Source organism: Neolewinella lacunae, from assembly GCF_014349155.1.
In the GTDB taxonomy this organism is placed as follows: domain Bacteria; phylum Bacteroidota; class Bacteroidia; order Chitinophagales; family Saprospiraceae; genus Neolewinella; species Neolewinella lacunae.
This window is the reverse complement of record NZ_JACSIT010000067.1, coordinates 43,553-61,808: the sequence shown is the minus strand read 5'-3', so window position 1 is coordinate 61,808 and position 18,256 is coordinate 43,553. Positions and strand designations below refer to the sequence as shown.

Sequence of the window (18,256 nt, the reverse complement as noted above, 5' to 3'; positions counted from 1 at the left end):
GTGCCGGCCACGCTCCTCATCACGCCTCCGTTCACCCAGCTGAACACCCCTTACCCGGCCACGGCCTACCTCAAGGGTTTTCTCAATACCAAGGGGATGGCCTGCCAGCAACTCGACCTCGGCATTGAGGTCATCCTGGCCCTTTTTACGCGGCAGCGGTTGGGGGAAATTTTTGCGCGGGCGCAGGTGCATGGGACGGTAACGACGAGCAATGCCCGCCGCATCTACGCCCTCCGCGAAGAGTACCTGGCCACCATCGAACCCGTCATCCGCTTCCTGCAGGGCAAAAACCCTACCCTGGCCCGGGCCATCGCCAGCGAAAACTTCCTCCCTCAGGCCAGTCGCTTCGATCAGCTCGACCAGCTCGAACTGGCCTTCGGGAATATGGGCCACCAGGACAAGGCCAAGCACCTGGCTACGCTGTACCTGGAAGATCTTTCGGACTTCATCGTCGAATGCATCGACGCCCAGTTTGGCTTCAGTCGCTACGCGGAGCGACTGGGCCGGAGCGCCAACTCCTTTGACGAACTGCACGCGGCCCTCCAGGCACCACTGTCCTTCATCGACGAAATTACGCTGGAAGTGCTGGCGACCTACTTGCCGGCGGACTACGGACTCGTCTGTTTTTCCGTCCCCTTCCCGGGCAATCTTTTCTCGGCCTTCCGCTGCGCCCAGTGGATCAAGGCCCATTACCCCGGTATCCGGACGGCCATGGGCGGCGGATTCGCCAATACAGAACTGCGCAGCCTGACGGAGGTGCGCGTCTTCGATTACTTCGACTTTATTACCCTCGACGACGGGGAATTGCCCATTGAATTGCTCATCCAAATGACTGCGGGGGAGGACGTCGCCGGCCCTTCAACGGCCCCGGCACCTGCGGCCGCGCCCGCTAAAACATTTGTGCCCCTCAAACGCACCTTCCACCTGGAAAACGGCGCGGTAGTCTATAACGACTTTTCCCTCCGCCGCGACTATCGCCAAAGCGACACCGGGACGCCCGATTACACGGGGCTGCCCCTCGACCGCTACCTCTCGGTCATCGAAATCGCCAACCCCATGCACAGCCTCTGGAGCGATGGGCGCTGGAACAAACTGACGATGGCCCACGGCTGCTACTGGGGCAAATGCACCTTCTGCGACGTTGGCCTGGATTACATCGGCAACTACCAGCCCGTGCAGGCGAAAATGCTGGTGGACCGCATGGAGGAACTCATCGCCCAAACGGGTGAAAATGGCTTTCACTTCGTCGACGAAGCCGCTCCGCCCGCCCTGATGCGCGACCTGGCCCTGGAGATCATCCGCCGCAAACTGCGCCTGACCTGGTGGACCAATATCCGCTTCGAAAAACGCTTTACGCCCGACCTCTGCCGCCTGCTACAGGCCAGCGGCTGCATTGCCGTGTCCGGGGGACTGGAGGTGGCCTCCGACCGTCTGCTGGACCTCATCAAAAAGGGGGTAACCGTAGAGCAGGTGGCGCGGGTGACGCACGCCTTTACCGAAGCCGGCATCATGGTCCACGCCTATCTGATGTACGGCTATCCCACGCAAACCGTGCAGGAAACGGTAGACAGTCTGGAGATGGTCCGCCAGCTGTTCCAGGCGGGCGTGTTGCAATCCGGCTTCTGGCACCAGTTTGCCCTGACGGCCCACAGCCCCATCGGCAAAGACCCGGAGGCCTACGGCATCCTTCCTCACTACCAGCCCATCACCTTCGCCAACAACGATATCCAGTTTACCGATTCCACTGGCATTGACCACGACCAATTCAGTTTCGGGCTCAAAAAATCGCTGTACAATTACCTGCACGGCATTTGTTTCGACTACCCTTTGCAGGAGTGGTTTGACTTCCCCATCCCGGAAACAACGGTGGAGCCCGACTACATCGAAACGGCGCTGGAGTACTTTGATGACGTCCTGGCCCGCAGCACCGCCCAAGTCGTGTGGCTCGGCGGCGAACCAACGGTAAAAGACCTGCCCGGAGCCTTGGAAATCACGCTCTACGACCGCCGGGATACGGCCACCATCCACCTCGAAGATGAAGTCGGTTACTGGCTGGTAAATACCCTCCGCCGGGCGGGAGACCGCAGCCAGGAGCCCCGCACGCTGGCGGAAGTCCGGGCCGATTACGAGCGGATGCTACCGGATTTTCCCGACTTCTGGTACAGCGAAGAGATGCTGACGGTACAGGAATACGGCTTATTGGTCGTGTGATTTCCTTTCGCTCCCCTCTTTTTCCTTCACGTGAGGTTGAGCTTTCTTTAGCAGGCAGTTTTGTAGTTCGGTAGTTTTGTAGTTCGGTAGTGGGGTATTGTCCACTACCGAACTACAAAACTACCGAACTAAGCCCTTTACAATCTAACGCATCTGAAAATCAGCGACTATCCAGCAATTCTCAGTTTAGCCTTTAATCCCTCTCCCTCGGCTTATTTCTGGGGCCCCTACCCCAGAAAACGCGTCCAACGGAGAGGGATGCCCTTTCGAATTAGATTTTGGCAAGGAGCAAAATTTTATTTCGCCAGGGTGACTTTTTCAACCAGCAGCGGAGAAACTGCCCCTGATTTTAGCAAGGTAATAAGCTCCAAATGCCTAAACTGAGAATTGCTGGCGACTATCTACGTTGCATAGTTCCAACCTGACATTTTTCTAGCGCCGCATGACCGCCACAGGCATCACTTCGTCGTAGGTGCCCGTCAGGGTTGGCGTTTGGATGTTGCCGGTGTAGCGGCGCACTTCGCGGTGGATGAAGCTGAAGAGTTCCTGGATGGAGACGAGGCGGTCGCCGTTTTCGTCGGCTTCGCCCTTCATGCCGCGGATCAAGTAGTGGCTGAAGACGCCGCTGCGCAGGCCGCCGTCTTCGAGACTGATCTCTTCTCCCTTGCTGGAGAGGAGCAGGGCAGTGGAGGCCTGTGCCTGGTTGAGGGCGTCGTAGTAGGCGTTGAGGGCTGCGTCGACGCCGCCGTTGCGGCTCGCCAAGGCTTGGTCGAGATCGCTGCGTCCGCCGAGGCTTCCGCTGTGGCAGGCGTCGGCGATGACGAGTTTATGCTTGGCGCGGCTGGCCAGGAGGGCGTCGCGGAGTTGGTAATGCTCCAGGCGGTTGGAGAAGCCGTCGTAGTCCACGGGCAGGAAGGCGCCGGGCAGACCGTGGCCACTGAAGTAGAAAAGGATCACGTCGTTTTCATCGGCCTGTTGGTAGACGTCGCGCATGGCCATGATGATGTTGCGATGGGTGGCGTCTTCGTCGATCAGGACTTTGATTTGCTCTTCGGGCAGGGCACCGCCTTCGACGCTTTTGAGGAAGGCGAAGAGCTGGTAGGCGTCGTCGTCGGTGTACTTCAGCGTGCGCATGTGGGTGTAGCGGGCGGCGCCGACGACGACGGCCCAGATCTTGACGCGCTCGTCGTAGTCGGGGGTAACGTTTTTGGCGGGCCGGCCAGTGGCGGCAAACAGGCGACGGTAGAGCTGCCCACCGCGCCAGAGCCCGCCGTGCATTTCGCCGTCGGCGTAGTACATGATGCCCAATCCTTCGGGCTGGTGGTTATCGTAGCCACCGTGGTAGACGTTGCCGGAGGGGTAATTTACGGAGCCATTGCCAGCGGGCTGACCGGACTGGATCTTACCGTAGAACACGGCGCCGTTGGGATACTGGTATTTTCCCGTTCCGTCGGGGCAGCCGCTGTTGCAGTTACTGGCCAGCGCCGGGTTGCCCTGGTAGCCGAGGGTCGACCAATCGGCCTGGAATTCATTGCGGTCCCATTCTCCCTCCAGAGTGGTACCGTCTTCGAAGGTCATTTTGCCGTGTCCCTGCCGCTCGTTACCCAGCCACTGGCCGGTGTAGGTATCGCCATTGGCGTACTGCATGGTGCCCAGGCCCGCCAGTTGGGTACCGTACACTTCACCCCGGTAGAAGTCGCGGTTGGCAAAAGTTACTTCCGCTGGTCCCTTGATGGTGCCGTAGGCCCAGGTGGCCACGATCTTCGTCGTATTCTGGAAGGTAAGGGTGCCCGTACCGTGGCGTTTGCCCTGGTGAAAGCCTCCGAAGTAGACGGTGCCATCGGCCTCCGTCATGCGCCCTTCCCCTTCCTGCAAGGAGTTGTGCCAGTTGCCTACGTAAAGGCCACCGCCGGGGTACTTCAGCACGCCGATGCCGCTGAATTTGCCGCGCCGGAAATTGCCATCGTACGTGGCCCCGTCGGGGAATCGGTACAGGCCGTTGCCGTCGAGGCAGTCGCCACGCTGGCATTGCCCTTGCTGGGCAGACAGCGAAGTAAAGGAGCCTACCAGGAGCAGGAAGAGAATTAGGCGGGTCATGGTTTTGGGATTGAATAATGGTGAGCGAACGTGCGGATAGTAAAGGAGGTGCACATCGGTAAATCGGTTGAAAAATATTGCCTGCGCTCCACCGGGGCAAAACCAGGCAACCAATATTAAAGCAGCATAGTGCGCGTAAAAATTGTGTAATGAAATCTTAAGATTTACGCTTCTTGAGGGAACGGTGGGCGCGAACGCAGGAGCGGTGGTAGCGGACGGTGAGCGGTGCAAGTCTGCCCCCGCACGCCGCTTACTTTAACTTATTATAAATTTTTTGCTATCTTCCGCATACTCGCTGAAGGGCTTAGGCGCGGCCTTCGGGCCTGGCCAGGCTTTCTCCCTCCAGCCCGAACCATCCTTGCCTGCGGTGCTTTTACCATTAAGGCTTTTTGCCTAACATTGCACTTCCAAAGTACGAGACCCCCATTATGCAGAACCGCTCCGTCATCGACCACGTCAAGCCGCAAATCAACAACGGCAGATTCCTGATCCAGCGGGTGGTGGGGGAAAGCGTCAACGTTTCCGCCAGTATTTTTGGCGATGGCCACGATTACCTCCGTGCCGTAGTAGAGTACCGCACCGACAAGGCCAAGCGCTGGACGAGCGTCGAAATGGAGGAACACCCCAACGACCACTGGACGGCCAGCTTCCGCGTAACCGAGCAAACCATCTACCACTATCGCCTCGTCGCCTGGGTAGACCAGCTACTGACCTGGTACCGGGGCTTCAAGAAAAAGCACGCCGACGGCCAGGATATGGGAGTCGAGATTGCCATTGGCGCTAACCTCCTGACCGAAGCCCTGAAGCAACGGCCTAAAAAAGAGCAGGGAGAACTCCGCAATGCGATCCAGACCATGGGCGGTGAAGACCAGGCCCTGGTGGTACAGTACATCCTCGGCCCCGTTTTTGCGCAGCTGATCCTCGATTACCCCCTGCGGCGCTTCGAGACTGTCTACGATCACTCGCTGCGGGTCAAAGTGGGGCGCCTGCGCGAACGCTTCAGCAGCTGGTACGAGATTTTCCCCCGCTCCGCTTCGCCCGACATCAGTCGCTCCGGAACCTTCAAAGACGTGGAGGCGCTGCTGCCCCGGCTCGAAGAGATGGGTTTTGATGTACTCTACATGCCGCCCGTCCACCCTATCGGTCGCAAAAACCGGAAAGGGCGTAACAACGCCGTTACCGCCATGGAAGGTGAGCCAGGCAGTCCATGGGCCATCGGTGCAGCGGAGGGCGGCCACAAGGCCATCCTGCCTGAGCTGGGCAACATTGAGGATTACAAGCAGCTCATCAAACGGGCCAAACAAGGTTTCGATATCGACGTCGCCCTCGACCTTGCCTTCCAGTGTGCCCCCGATCATCCCTACATCACCGAGCACCCCGAGTGGTTCATCTGGCGGCCCGATGGGAGCATCATGTACGCTGAAAATCCGCCAAAGAAGTACCAGGACATCGTTCCGATCAACTTCGAAACCGAAGACCACGTAGCGCTGTGGAAAGAACTGCTCAGCGTAGTCATTTACTGGTGCGAAGCGGGCATCAACATCTTCCGCGTCGATAATCCCCACACGAAGCCTTACCGGTTCTGGGAATACATCATTGCGGAAACAACGGCGAAATTCCCGGATACTATTTTCCTGGCCGAAGCCTTCACCCGGCCCGCCATCATGGCTGAATTGGCCAAACGGGGCTTCCAGCAAAGCTACACTTACTTCACCTGGCGCACCACGCCCCACGAAATGCGGGAGTACCTTACTGAGTTGACTACTACGGAGTTGGCCGATTGCATGCAGCCCAACTTCTGGCCCAACACGCCCGACATTCTCGCCTACGAAATGATGGGCGCCAACTCCAACCAGTTCGTCAAACGCCTCCTCCTTGCCGCCACCCTTTCCAGTTCCTACGGCCTCTACGGCCCCAGCTACGAGTTGATGGAAAACCGGGGCAACACCAATGGAAAAGAAGAGTACTACGACTCCGAAAAATACATGGTACGGCACTACGACTGGTCTTACCGCAACCGCATTACCGACGCGTACACGCTCATCAACCGCGCGCGCAAGACGAACCCCGCCCTCCAGCAAACCAACAACATCCGCTTCACCGGCGGCGATAACCCCAACCTGCTCAGCTACGTAAAATGGAACGATGAACGGACCAACTTCATTTGGACCATCGTCAATTTTGACCAGCACCACCGGCAAGGGGGGCACGTCAGTGTTCCGCAGGACTTGCTCGGCCACCAGGGCTTCAAAGTAACCGATTTGCTGACTGGCGCACAGTACTGGTGGAACGGCAGCGCCAATTACGTGGCTATTGATCCAGCCTACTGGCCCGCCCACGTCTTCCTGGTGGAGTTTTAGCGGTGGTCTAAGGTCTGGAATAGGGTAGAGGAAGGAACATTCCTTTCCGCTCTTCCTGTGCTTCTTGTCCCTCACCCTGCACCTGCGGCCGCGCCATAACGAGACATTAACGTTGCATTTGCTTTACGATGAGCTCGCTCAAGTCGTAGACCATCACGCTGTCTTGTTTTTCTTTGCCGGAGACGCCGTCGGTCATCATTGTGAGGCAAAATGGGCAGTTGACGGCGATTACTTCCGCGCCCGTGGCGAGGGCTTCTTCGATGCGCTCTACGTTGATGCGTTTTTCGCCCGGCTCGTCTTCTTTCCACATCTGCGCCCCGCCAGCACCGCAGCAAAGTCCGTTGGTTTTGCTGCGTTTCATTTCCACCAGTTGGCCATCGAGTGACTCCAGCACGGCACGTGGTGCGGCGTAGATGCCGTTGGCCCGGCCCAGGTAGCAGCTGTCGTGGTAGGTAATGCGCTGGCCTTTGAAAGTCCCGCCGTCGGTCATTTTGACCCTCCCATCGTCAATGAGTTGCTGCAAAAGCTGGGTGTGGTGGACGATGTCGTAATTGCCCCCCAGCGCAGGGTATTCATTTTTGATGGTATTGAAACAATGCGGGCAGGCGGTGACCATTTTTTTGACGTCGTACATATTCAGGGTCTGGATATTTTGCAGGGCCGTCATTTGAAACAAAAACTCGTTGCCCGCGCGACGGGCGGGGTCTCCCGTGCAGGCCTCCTCATCGCCCAGGACGGCAAAAGAAATGCCCACCGCCGTCAAAATCTCGGCGAAGGCCCGGGTCACCTTCTGGGCCCGATCATCGAAGCTGCCCGCACAGCCTACCCAAAAGAGGATTTCCGGGGCTTGGTCTTCTGCGGCAAATTGGGCCATGGTTTTGATCTGCATGAGGAAGAGGGAATTAAATAAGCGAATAATTGAATAATTGAGCACGAAGTACTGCGCAGCAAATAAGGGAGCGCCATAGCCCTGAACTAGTGCACTATTGAACAACTGCACTATTTAACTACTCCGCCCAGGCTGTTCGGCTCGTCCCGACGCTCCAGGCGCGTTGCTGGTTTTCGATGGAATTGAAAAGGGGGAGCCAATCCTGGGGTCCGGCGGCTTCGGTGAGGATTTCGTGGCGGCGCAACTGCATGATCATCTCCAAGGGGTTGATGAGGACCGGGCAAGCCTCAACACAGGCGTTGCAGGTGGTGCAGGCGTGGATTTCTTCGCGGGTGATGAAGTCCCAGAGGCTGCGGCCATCGTCGAAATTGGTCGCTGAAAGGGGCTGCTGCTGGTCTTTGGCAAATTCCGGATTGCCGCTGCGGAGTTTTTCCCCGACTTCCTCTGCCCGGTCGCGCACGTCCATCACGATTTTGCGGGGGCTCAGGGCTTTGCCCGTGATGTTGGCCGGACAAACCGCAGTACAACGCCCACATTCCGTGCAGCTGAAGGCCCCGAGCAATTCAACGCGGCTCATATCAAATACATCATTGGCCCCGAAGGCGGGCAGTTCCGCATTGGGGTTGGGTGGCGGAGCAGCGGGGTCTTCAATGCCCATCATCGACTTCACCTCGTACATGATCTCCGGCATATTGCCCAGTTCTCCCTTCGGCCGCAGCCGCGCAAACCACGTGTTCGGAAAGGCCAGCAAAATGTGCAAGTGCTTGGAAATGGGCAGGTAGTTGAGAAAGACAAACACCATCGCAATGTGCCCCCACCAGCCGATGCGCTCCAGCACCCGCAGGGGTCCTTCCCCCAGACCCCCAAAAATGGCGGGGCCTAGCCAAGCGCTGACGGCGAGGTTGGTCTCCGGATAGTAAGCAGGGGCGATGGACTGCAAAACCTCATCGGTCCCGTTCATCGTGAAAATGCAAAGGAGCAGCACCACCTCAAAAATCAGGATCAGGTTAGCGTCCAACTTCGGCCAGCGTGTCATCTCCGCCTTATGGAAGCGCGGAATAAACAGCAGGTTGCGCCGTACCAAGAAGATTACCGTCGCTACGAAAGCCAAGAGGGACAACACCTCAATCGTACCAATCACGAAGTTGTAAAAGCCCCCCAGCCGCGTCGCAAAAAAGCGGTGTACGCCAAATACGCCGTCGATGAAAATCTCGATCAGCTCAATCTGCGTAAAGACAAATGCCGCGTACAACACAAAGTGCAGCACGGCCGGAACCATGCGGTTAAACATTTTCTTTTGCCCAAAGGCCACCAGCAGCATATTCTTCCAACGCTCCGCCACCGGGCCTTCTACCGGCTCCGCCTTCCCAAGCTGGATGTTGCTGTACACCCGCCGAAAACGGAGGAAGGCGCTACCGAGCGCTACGAAGGCTACGAGACTGAAAATGATCGACTGTACCATGCCGCCAAAGGTAACGGGTGCCCGCCGGGTACGCAAGTTGAATAGCGAATTTTCGCTAGGCGTTGACACTCCTCACGACGGACAACAGCGCTGGCTTTCCCACTCCTTCCGCAGCGGAGATTCCCGTGCTGGGCGGGATAGCTACACCTCCGCTAAAACTTCCGGTTCGAAGTCGCCACCGTCCCCAACTCACTGGCCAGGGCCCTTCGCATTTCGTTCAGGCGCATCTGCAATTTGGTGTGGAGCTCCACCTTGGGCCAGTCCTCCGCCGCCTCCAGCTGCCGGATGGTGGTGAGGTTGTCACGGCATTTTCGGTCAATCTTAGCCAGTCGGAAGATCCGCAGCAGGTTTTCGGCCACCAGCACATAGTTTTCCTCGGGCGGCTTTTGCCGGAGGTATACCTTGTACTTCTCTTTCCAGTTGGGACTCAGCGGGTAAGTGGGAGGCACGAAGGCCGCCACTTCCCTGACCTCCGGGTCGGGGTGGTGCATATACCACTCTGGCGCAGGGCCGCGGTGGTGCTGCGCCACGTAGTCCAGCGCCAGTGTAAAGACTTTCCGGTAGGCCCCTCCGTCGAAGTCAGCCAGCATATCGGCCACGTTGTGGGTCAGGTACGCGGCGATGGAGCCCGTTCCCTCCGCATTGTAATCCTTGCTTCCGTAGTGGATCAACAACTGCGTAAGTTCTTTTTCCTGGAAGGTGTGGCCGGAGTAGAGAAGGGCATCTGCCACGGCATCGTTGCGGGGCGGGGCGCCGATCGGGGGGACGAACTCTCCGGGCGGCAGTTCCTGGGCCGTTTCGTAGCCAGGTTCTTCCAGGCCTTCCCAGCCATCCCATTCTACTGGCGGCGGAGCGTCTGATCCCTCCGCAAAACCGGGTTCCGTCAGGCCAGCCCAGGCATCGTCTTCGGCCGGAAAATCGTGGCGGGGTGGGGGAGAAGGCTCCGCCCCCAGGTCCCGGGCCCTGCGCTCGCGCTGCCGTTCTTCGCGTTCCTGGTCGCGCCTGACTTCCGCCCGCCGCTCGGCGATGGCCTGGTTGACGAGGTTGACCAGCAAGCTTTCCTCGAGGCCCAGTTTAGCGGTGAACTGTTGGAGATAACCCGCCCGCTTAAGGGGGTCTTCCACCAGGGCCAGCGTGGCGATGCTGGAGCGAATGGCGTCGCTGCGGCCCGCCACGTCGTTGCCCGCTTCCCCCAGCAGTAAATCCGCTTTGAAAAACAAAAAGTCCTGGCGATTCTGCTCCAGGAATTCCCCGAAGGAAGTTGCCCCCACCCGCTGCAAATAGCTGTCAGGGTCTTCTCCGTCGGGCAAAACAACAACCCGCACGTTGAGGCCCGCCAACAGAAGCACATCCACGCCCCGCAGCGCGGCCTTGATGCCCGCCTTATCGCCGTCGTACAGCAACGTAACGTTTTCGGTCTGCCGGCCCACCAGCCTGGCCTGGCCCGGAGTAAGGCTGGTGCCGGAAGTGGCCACCACGTTCTCAATGCCACTCTGGTGCAGGCTGATCACGTCAGTGTAACCTTCTACCATGTACACATTGTCGAGCTTGCGCACCGCCTGCCGCGCCTGGTAAAGACCGTAGAGGACGTCGGATTTGTGGTATACTTCCGACTCAGGAGAATTGACGTATTTCGGGGCCTTGACGTCCTTTTTCAGGATTCTCCCCGCAAAGGCAATGGGCTTACCCTGCAGGTTGTGAATCGTGAACATTACCCGGTCAAAGAAGAAGTCGCGGCGGTCACGGACCAGCCCCAGCTGCTGGAGTTGCTCCGCAGGGTAGCCCGCCTTGGTAGCCGCCAGGTAGAGGCCATCCCTTTGCAAGGGCGCGTAGCCCAGGCCAAACTTTTCCATCACCTCCTGGCGGAAGCCCCGGCTGCGGAAGTAACTCAGGCCCACACTCTTGCCCTCGTCCGTTTTGTAGAGTTGGTCGGCAAACCAACGCTGGGCAAACTCATTGACCAGCAGCAAACTCTCTTTTTCCTGCTTTTCTTCCCGCTCTTCCTGGCTTACTTCCGTTTCGTCAAGCTTCAGGTTATAACGGGCTGCCAACCGACGAATAGCGTCGGGGAACGACAACTGCTCCAGCGTCATCAGGAACTTTACCGGGTCGCCCCCCTCCCCACATCCGAAGCATTTGTAAATGTTGCGCGCCGGGTTGACGTTAAAACTCGGCGTTTTTTCATTGTGAAATGGGCATAAGCCCGTCAGGTTTTGCCCGCTGCGCCGCAGGTTCACGTAGTCACCCACCACGTCTTCTACGCGGGCAGTCTCCAGTACCTCTCTTACACTTTCTTCGCTGATCATGGCTTGGGGTCAAGATACGGACTTTGCCGTTGCCGGATGAGTTAGGAGTTGCGGGCCGGGAAAGCGCCTCTCCCTTAACCCCGGCAAAGCCGCTAGGAAAGGCTCCGCGGTTCTGTCATTTTCCCGTCACTAATGCGCATTTCAAATTGGCAAAAAACCAGCAATTACGCCGTTTTAGGGTTTTCTTAACGTTCTTTAACGTGCCTGCCTGCATACTTTTTTGCCCTTCAAACGTCTTTAATACCAAAGGCCGCAAACGGATACCATCCACCCCGCGGCCGCAAAGATTTAATGGGTGTTCTCATAGTGTGTGGACTGTCCCGGCGCTGTTTCTACGGCGACCGGGGCAGTTTTTTTTGCCCCATAGCTAGCAGTACGGGCGCGGTCGCAGGTGCAATGACCGCCGTACGGAAGCAGAGCAGGTCAATGCTCCGCTTCCGCCGAAGTCCACGGCCTGTAAACATGTTCCTCCGGAGTTTCAACCGTAATCAGTCGAAGGCTCCCCGCCAGATGGCAGTGTTCGGGCTACAGGTCAAACTTAATCCCCTGGGCCAAAGGCAATTGGGTAGAGTAGTTGATCGTATTGGTTTGCCGGCGCATGTAGGCTTTCCAACTGTCGGAGCCGGACTCGCGGCCGCCGCCCGTTTCCTTTTCCCCGCCAAAGGCTCCGCCGATTTCCGCGCCGCTGGTACCGATGTTCACGTTGGCAATGCCACAGTCGGAGCCTGCCGCGCTGAGGAACAATTCGCTCTCCCGCATATTCGTCGTCATAATGGCCGAGCTGAGGCCCTGCGGGACGCTGTTCTGGATGGCGATGGCTTCCTCCAGGGTCGCGTAGGGCATAATGTAGAGGATGGGCGCAAAGGTCTCGTGCCGGGCCATCTTGCTGTCTGCCTTAACCGCGAAGAAGCAGGGTTTCACGTAGCAGCCACTTTCGTAGCCCGGGCCTTCCAGTACCCCGCCGGGGACGATCGTTTCTCCACCTTCCGCTTCGATACCTTCAATGGCTTTGAGGTACATCGCCACGGCGTCTTTATCGATCAGGGGGCCAACGTGGTTGTGCTGGTCGAGAGGATCGCCGATGCGCAACTGTCCGTAAGCCGCAGCAAGCTTATCCCGTACCTCTGCGTAGCGGCTTTCGTGAACGATCAGACGGCGGGTGGAGGTACAACGCTGTCCGCAAGTGCCGACAGCCCCGAAGAGGGCACCCGTCAAAACGAGGTCCATATCGGCTGACTCCGTAATGATGATGGCATTGTTGCCACCCAGCTCCAGCAAAGTTTTGCCCAGGCGGGCACCGACGGTTTGGGCAACGATTTTACCCATACGGGTAGAACCAGTGGCGGAGATCAGAGGGACCCGCGTATCCGTAGTCATCCATTCTCCCACCTGGTAATCCCCGTTGATCAGGTTACAAATGCCTTCGGGAAGATTATTGGCTTTGGCAACGCCTGCCCAGATGTTTTGGCAGGCAACGCCGCACAGAGGAGCTTTTTCGCTGGGTTTCCAGACGTTGACGTTGCCACAAACGAGGGCAATCATGCTGTTCCAACTCCAAACGGCCACCGGGAAATTGAAGGCCGAAATGATCCCGACGATGCCCAGCGGATGCCACTGCTCATACATGCGGTGCAGCGGACGCTCGGAGTGCATCGTCAGGCCATAAAGCTGCCGGCTCAGGCCCACTGCAAAGTCGCAGATGTCGATCATCTCCTGCACTTCGCCCCAGCCTTCCTGTAGGCTTTTGCCCATTTCGTAGCTGACCAGCCGGCCGAGAGCGTCTTTGTGTTCCCGCAAGGCCTGCCCGTACTGCCGGACTACTTCGCCCCGCTGCGGAGCCGGGATACTGCGCCAGTGCAGAAAAGCCGCTTCTGCCTTTTCGATGACTGCATCGTACTGCTCGCGCGTGGTTACGGAAACCCGCCCGATGAGCTGCCCGTCTACCGGGCTGTAGGAAGACAGGTGTACGCCAGGGTTGTGGTGGCTGCTGGTACCCGTGCTGGTGCCATCGTTGTCGGCCCGCAAGCCCAGTTCCTGAAGGAAGTCTCGGTTCATCATTTTTGGTAATTCTTGGTTAGCAGCCGCAAAGGTAAGGGGATCGGAGTTAACGGGGTTGGCATTGTCCCCTCGCTTCCTGTTCCTCACCATTGCACCTGCGCCCGCGCCCAGTAGTATAATCCATCTTGACCTTTCTCCTTTCCCCCTTTACTCCCTGCTCCCCTTAATCCTGGTGAGCATCTCATTCACGGGGTAGCGGCTTTCCGGGAAGGCCCAGGTGCGCATGTCGTTGGTTTGGACGAGCAAGACCCGCGTCGAAGGGTTCAGGCCGCTGTTGGGGTAGGTCTCCAGGCGGATTTCCCGTGCCTTCGGCAGCGGATAGGTGGTTTTACCGATGGTCATCTCCCGGGCCTGCAATACCACCGGGGGGTATTTGAAGCTCGACCAGAAAGCCCCCAGAAAGCCCATCAGGGCGAGCAGACTGACGAAGTAGGCCAGCATGGGGAGCAACACCCTGCGGCGTGGATCGGGGTGCTTGAGTTTATTCAGCCGCAGAGCCAGCCAAACCAGTCCTGCGAAGGCCAGTCCACAAACGGCCATCGTGGCGTATAAATCGCCCAGCTGCGGGGTGAATTGGAGGGGTTCTTCCATTATTTTTTGCCGCTGCGGCTGCTTGCTTTTTGGGCTTCCAGGGCCGTCAAGACCTCGTCGAGCTGCTCGGCACCAATGCGCTTGGAGACGATCTTCTTGTTTTCGTCCAGCACGTAAATGCTGGGGGTGGATTGCACATTGTATTCCAGGTGGAAACGCTGGTAGCGATCGGTGGCGTGAAGCCATTCCCCGATTTCGTTCTCGTCCACGTATTCCCAGCATTTGCCGAGTTCCGTCTGCCGGGTGCAGATGGCGAAGATTTCCACGCCTTTGTCTTTCCACTTGGCGTAAAAGTCTTTCATGTAAGGCGTCGACTTCTTACACGAAGGGCAAGAGAACTGCCAGAAGTAGAGCACCGTGTAATTGGCTTTAACATCATAGAGTTCCACCGGGCTACCATCGCGCCGGGTCATGGTCAGGTTGGGAGCGGATTTGCCGATCAGCAGCGGACGGGTTTTGTCCGCGTTCTCCATCATGCTGGCCACTTGGTCGGGATCTGCCCAAGTGGCCAGGCCCGAGGCGTAGTACTTGTCTACCATATGGACGTACACGGCGTCCATGCCCACGAATTTACTCCCCGCAGCCTTGTTGATGAAGTGCACGACGTAATGCTTGAAAAGCTCCGACTTCGGGTCCATCCGCTCCAGCACCCGGTCGATGGCCATGCTGACGGTGTCGGGGTCCTGGACGAAGAGACGGTCTACGTAGTAGTTCAGCCGGGAAAACAGAAAGGGCGTGCGCAAAATGCGGTCATCCTGTAGTGGAATGGGGTCCAGGTAATGCGCTTGCAGCCAGCGGAGTTGGGCCATGCTGCGGGCGTCGGGGTCCTGAATGTCTTCAAAAGCTGGCGGTGGAAAAGGCCGGTTGGTCTTGATGATGGCCGCCACGAAAGACTCCGGGTATTTTTCGAGGATCCCATCCTGAAACGCCGTTACTTTCTGATCGAAGCGCTCCATCATGGCGGTGGCTTTTTCTTTGGCCACGGCGGTGCTCGTACTGTCCTTAAGAATATTTTGGTATTCGAGACTTTCTTCCTGCATCTTGTTCAGGAAGTCGAGGTAGCTGAAGAAGCGCTCATTCTCCAGGCTACTGCCCACTTTTACGCTACTGAGCTCCTCCATCCGGGTGTGCAGGGAAAAAACCTGGTCGTCGTCGTTGCCGACCACCATCTGGAAGTAGTTGTTGTCGGGGGCGAGTACGACAAGGTAAATACCTCTGGGTAGGGCACTCGTGTCGCTGGCAAAAACGTAGCTGCCGTCGTCCGCCCGGTAGGCAGTATCTACTACAAACTGTTTATCGAGGAGGTTATTGGCCAGGCTCAGCACCTCCTGGTCGTAGCCATCAATCTTGACCGTAATCCGGTAAGATTCCTGGGCGGTGAGCAGGCCAGTGAGCAGCAGGGCCAGGGAGCATAACAGGTAGCGCACGTTCATCTCTTTAAACACCATTTTTTCGAAGTTACGCAAAGGTAACGCCCGAGGCCAGGAATCTATTGACCGCCGCTTCCATTAGCTTCGGGCAGCGTGGGTCCTGAAACGAACAAAGCCCCACCCACAATGAAGGGGATGGGGCTATAGTTCGCTAGGAAGCTAGTGCCGAAGGCGGGAGTCGAACCCGCACACCCGAAGGCACACGCCCCTGAAACGTGCGTGTCTACCAGTTTCACCACTTCGGCGGTGGATTTAATTTGGCCCCTTGTGCAAGAACACGTACACCAACCGGATCAATTTCAGGGGAGATCCAGCGGGCGCGTAGCGGCCACTTTAAATGTAAAAGACAACGTCGTTTCGCTGTCGGGGCGCAAAGGTAATTACCCCCGTTGAATGTGCAATAGCCCGGACGAAATTTTTCCGGGAAATTTGGGTACCGTCGGTGGGAATCGAACCCACACTACCGAAGTAACTGGATTTTGAATCCAGCGCGTCTACCAATTCCGCCACGACGGCATGTGTTGCTCAACGACCCGGCGGAGGGGGAAGTTGCGGGCCTCCCGGCGGAAGCGGGCCAAAGGTACGTCGGCCAACGGAATTTGCAAGCACCCCGCGAAAAAGTATTAAAGTCGCTTGATCTGCCCCCTTACTCCTTTCCCCCTTTTCTCCTTTCCCCCTTTACTCCCTCCCCCTTTACTCCCTTACTACCTCCGCTTCCAGGTCGTAATCGGTAGCGCCGGTGATGCGGACCCGGACGAAATCGCCCGTGCGGAGGTATGCCTGGCTGGCGGGGATGAGCACTTCGTTGTCCACGTCCGGGCTGTCGTATTCGGTGCGCCCTACGTAGAACTCGTTCTCTTTGCGCTCGATGAGCACGTCCATTTCGGCCCCGATCCGGGCTTCGTTGAGTTCGAGGCTGATGTCTTTCTGGATTTCCATCAGGCGGTTGGCGCGGTCGGCCTTTACTTCGGCGGGGACGTCGTCTTCGGCACCGTAGGCCGGGGTGTCTTCCTCGTGGCTGTACATGAAGACGCCCAGTCGCTCGAAGCGCATGGCGCGGACGAACTGGCAAAGCTCTTCAAATTCCTCTTCCGTCTCCCCGGGGTAGCCTACCAGAAAGGTCGTGCGGATGGCGATGCCGGGCACCACGGCGCGGGCGTGGCGAATCAGGTCTTCGGTCTCAGCGCGGGTAATCTGCCGGCGCATACGCAGCAAAACGGCGTCGCTGGCGTGCTGCAGGGGAATATCGAGGTAGTTACAGACCTTGGGTTGGGCGGCCATCACCGTAAAGATCTCGCGGGGGAACTTGCTGGGGTAGGCGTAGTGCAGCCGGATCCAGCGGATGCCTTCCACGGCGGCCAGGGCTTCGAGGAGGCGGGGCAACTCGCGGGTTTTGTAGAGGTCCAGGCCGTAGTAAGTCAGTTCCTGGGCAATGAGCATGAGTTCCCTGACGCCGTTGCGGGCGAAGTGCTCGGCCTGGCGGACCAACTCTTCGATGGGCCGCGAGACGTGCTTGCCGCGCATCAACGGGATGGCGCAAAACGAACAGGTACGGTTGCAGCCTTCGCTGATTTTCAGGTAGGCGTAGTGCTCGGGGGTGGTGATGAAGCGCTCGCCGATCAGGTCGTGCTTGTAGTCGGCCTCCAGGCGGTTGAGCAGGCCGGGCAGTTCCATCGTGCCGAAGTAGGCGTCCACTTCGGGGATTTCCTCCTCCAGGTTTTCCTTGTAGCGGTGGCTGAGGCAGCCCGTAACGTAGAGCTTATCAATCTCGCCCCGCGTTTTGCGATCGGCGTAGTCCAGGATGGTGTTGATGCTTTCCTCCTTGGCCAGGTCGATGAAGCCACAGGTATTGACGATGACGATATTGGCCGCCTCGTTGGCGTCGTGGCTGACGGCGTAATCGTTGGCCTTCAGCTGGGTAATGATGTTCTCGGAATCGACGAGGTTCTTGGAACAACCCAGCGTGATGACGTTGACTTTATCCGGACGTAGTGTCTTGGTTTTCATTGGCGGCGCAAAGGTAGCGTTTGCTGCGGTATTTATTGCGGGGCGCGGCCGCAGGTGCCTGGTCGGGGGATACGAAGCAGGGGAATTACCCCCGGCGGGCCCGGGATACGGCCGCCAAAAAACGCCGTACCTCGCTTTCCGAGGTTACCTGCCGCTCGTACTCGGGCAGGCCGGGGATGCCCATGTATACGGCCGGATTCTGGTGGCGCATGGCCGAGTGCCGGGTGCCAAAGGCCGTAGCGTGAAACTCCCCGACGCCCAGGTAGTCCACCAGTTCCGCCACGTTCTCGGGCGTGATGCCACAGCCAGGCAAAATGCCGATACGCCCTGCGGCCTGCTCAACGAGCTGGCGGATTTGCCCTTTGCCTTCCGGGACGGTAGCCGCCTGCCCGGAGGTAAGTACGCGGTCTACGCCCAACCCGATCAATGCTTCGAGGGCGCTGGCGGGGTCGGAACAAACATCGAAGGCGCGGTGGAAGGTGACGGAGAGCCCGCTGGCTTGCCCGACCAAACTTTGCACCTGCGGCCGCGCAATGGTGCCGTCCACGTTCAAGACCCCGAAAACGACGCCCGTTACGCCGATTTGCCGGCACTGCTCGATGTCCAGCGCCATCGCTTCGAGCTCCCGGGCCGTGTAGTCAAAATCCCCTCCCCGCGGCCGGATCATCACCATCAGGTCGATGTCGATGGCCGCCCTGCAGGCCCGGATGGTCCCCAGGCTGGGGGTGATGCCGCCCTCCACCAGCGCGGCACAAAGCTCTACCCGCTGGGCTCCCCCGCGCTCGGCGGCAATGGCATCGTCAACGGATTGCAGACAAACTTCGAAGAGCATACGCGAAACCTCA

The 18,256-nt window shown here is 58.4% G+C and carries 11 protein-coding genes and 2 tRNA genes; 2 read left to right on the top strand and 11 right to left on the bottom strand.

Features of this window, described 5'->3' with window-relative positions:
- Complete coding sequence (locus H9S92_RS04695) at positions 1–2,211, top strand: B12-binding domain-containing radical SAM protein (protein WP_187465683.1); 2,211 nt, start codon at positions 1–3, stop codon at positions 2,209–2,211.
- Between the two features lie 432 nt (positions 2,212–2,643).
- Here the strand turns inward: H9S92_RS04695 and H9S92_RS04690 are convergent, their stop codons facing one another.
- Positions 2,644–4,308 (bottom strand): caspase family protein, encoded by a 1,665-nt coding sequence (locus H9S92_RS04690; protein ID WP_187465555.1) that lies wholly within the window; start codon positions 4,306–4,308, stop codon positions 2,644–2,646.
- Between the two features lie 428 nt (positions 4,309–4,736).
- Between H9S92_RS04690 and H9S92_RS04685 the strand changes: the two genes are divergently transcribed.
- Positions 4,737–6,668 (top strand): alpha-1,4-glucan--maltose-1-phosphate maltosyltransferase, encoded by a 1,932-nt coding sequence (locus H9S92_RS04685; RefSeq protein ID WP_187465554.1) that lies wholly within the window; start codon positions 4,737–4,739, stop codon positions 6,666–6,668.
- Positions 6,669–6,774: 106 nt separating this feature from the next.
- Here the strand turns inward: H9S92_RS04685 and H9S92_RS04680 are convergent, their stop codons facing one another.
- The 10 genes from H9S92_RS04680 to H9S92_RS04635 all read right to left on the bottom strand — a co-directional run bounded on the left by H9S92_RS04680 (position 6,775) and on the right by H9S92_RS04635 (position 18,243).
- The gene (locus tag H9S92_RS04680; protein ID WP_187465553.1) at positions 6,775–7,557 is read right to left on the bottom strand and encodes a (Fe-S)-binding protein; all 783 of its coding nucleotides are present in this window, start codon (positions 7,555–7,557) and stop codon (positions 6,775–6,777) included.
- Positions 7,558–7,675: 118 nt separating this feature from the next.
- A complete protein-coding gene (locus H9S92_RS04675; RefSeq protein WP_187465552.1) occupies positions 7,676–9,019 on the bottom strand; it encodes a (Fe-S)-binding protein in 1,344 nt (447 codons plus the stop codon).
- A 152-nt stretch (positions 9,020–9,171) separates the two neighbouring features.
- Positions 9,172–11,325, bottom strand: coding sequence for a DNA primase (dnaG, locus tag H9S92_RS04670; RefSeq protein WP_187465551.1), 2,154 nt, complete (start codon positions 11,323–11,325; stop codon positions 9,172–9,174).
- 525 nt (positions 11,326–11,850) lie between these two features.
- Entirely contained in the window at positions 11,851–13,380 is a 1,530-nt protein-coding gene (amaB, locus tag H9S92_RS04665) for an L-piperidine-6-carboxylate dehydrogenase (protein ID WP_187465682.1), read from the bottom strand.
- A 150-nt stretch (positions 13,381–13,530) separates the two neighbouring features.
- A complete protein-coding gene (locus tag H9S92_RS04660; protein WP_187465550.1) occupies positions 13,531–13,974 on the bottom strand; it encodes a hypothetical protein in 444 nt (147 codons plus the stop codon).
- Positions 13,974–15,401 carry a redoxin family protein gene (locus H9S92_RS04655; RefSeq protein ID WP_222935978.1) on the bottom strand — a complete coding sequence of 476 codons (1,428 nt, stop codon included), beginning with the start codon at positions 15,399–15,401 and terminating at the stop codon, positions 13,974–13,976. Before H9S92_RS04655 ends, H9S92_RS04660 begins: the two co-directional genes overlap by 1 nt.
- Before the next feature lie 166 nt (positions 15,402–15,567).
- Positions 15,568–15,649 (bottom strand) — tRNA-Leu (locus H9S92_RS04650).
- Between the two features lie 189 nt (positions 15,650–15,838).
- A tRNA-Leu gene (locus H9S92_RS04645) sits at positions 15,839–15,920 on the bottom strand.
- A gap of 177 nt (positions 15,921–16,097) precedes the next feature.
- Positions 16,098–17,411, bottom strand: coding sequence for a 30S ribosomal protein S12 methylthiotransferase RimO (gene rimO, locus H9S92_RS04640; protein WP_187465548.1), 1,314 nt, complete (start codon positions 17,409–17,411; stop codon positions 16,098–16,100).
- Between the two features lie 85 nt (positions 17,412–17,496).
- A complete protein-coding gene (locus H9S92_RS04635) occupies positions 17,497–18,243 on the bottom strand; it encodes a copper homeostasis protein CutC (RefSeq protein ID WP_187465547.1) in 747 nt (248 codons plus the stop codon).
- Positions 18,244–18,256 lie beyond the last annotated feature (13 nt).